Raw genomic sequence first — 1,231 nt, 5'->3', positions numbered from 1 at the left:
ATGAGGATGGTCAGGAGTGCGCTCCTTATATTCAACCAAGGGGTTGAAGTCCCCATCAGGCGGTTATTTCAGGTATTTCAACCTTATTTCATGCCTGAACGTCTCGCACCCCATTGCTAAGTTTAACCGTTCCTTGTCGAAAATAGTTTCTTAGCTTTTCGTAGCTTGCCTTTCCGCATCTTGATACTGTCCATGTCCTTAACATTAGCCAGATTTTATTATCTAGCTTATTGAAGGTCTCGGATGAGACCACCCCTGAATAGTAGTTTGACCATCCCCGAATAATTGGGTTTAGTTTGCTTATCAGGGCTGATTGAGGTGCTGTTTTAAGTTGTTTTATTACACCTTTTATCACTTCTGTGTGGTATTTAATTGCTTTGTTACTGGGTTTAATGTTTGTTTTGAAACCTAACATTTTGTGGGGGGTTTTATTGAATAAAAAACCTCCTTTTATTCTTCCCCCTAATTTCCCAGATTTATATTTACCCACAGGGTATTGCCTGATCTTGAATCCTAGAAAGTTAAACCCTGGCTCCTCTGTTTTTCCATCATATTCAATAGGTTTGAACGTATGACAGATTCGAGTTTTTTCGGGTTTTATTTCTAGTCCTACAGGTTTTAGCCATTCGGAAATAACAATTTTGCACTGTTCAATGATTTCAAGTGATGGAGATATCACAACAAAATCATCGGCGTATCTTATTGAGGTGGCTTGAACCGTTCCTTTTTTCTTGGGATACATTGTTTCAATTAACCTAACCATTCCCAACAGTGCGATGTTGGCGAGTATTGGACTTATTACCCCTCCTTGAGGTGTCCCTGCTTCTGTATCCTCGAATACACCGTTATCTAGCACACCCGCTTTGAGCCATTGTTTCAAGTCTCTTTTCAGGCTGCTTGGACAATGAATTTTGGAAAGTAGATAATCATGGTTCACGGTAAGAGCATTTGGCTATGTGTTAGGGGTCGAGAATGGAGTCACCACCATCCCCTCCCATTCAGAACCATACGTGAAAGTTTCCCTTCATACGGCTCCTGGTGTGGATACCCTGTTTTGTCAAAGGAGCAGAATCAACAGACCTGCTTTTTACTTCGATGTTCAGAGCTATATGCAGCACGTAGTCTTTAAACTCGTCCTCGCCATTATACTCTTACTGACCGCAGTATCTATATCCACACCGTGACAATTGGGCATATCCCCACCATGACAATTGGGCTTTAGCTTCTGGTC

1 pseudogene is annotated in these 1,231 nt (G+C 41.5%); it reads right to left on the bottom strand.

Annotated features, from left to right (window positions below):
* Positions 1 to 109: 109 nt before the first annotated feature.
* A pseudogene (locus tag P5674_RS24875) lies at positions 110 to 937 on the bottom strand (reverse transcriptase domain-containing protein); the annotation flags it as partial.
* Positions 938 to 1,231: the final 294 nt, after the last annotated feature.

Source organism: Limnospira sp. PMC 289.06 (genome assembly GCF_032350395.1).
In the GTDB taxonomy this organism is placed as follows: domain Bacteria; phylum Cyanobacteriota; class Cyanobacteriia; order Cyanobacteriales; family Microcoleaceae; genus Limnospira; species Limnospira platensis.
Note: the sequence above shows the minus strand (reverse complement) of the source record. Positions and strands in the feature narration are given on the sequence as shown.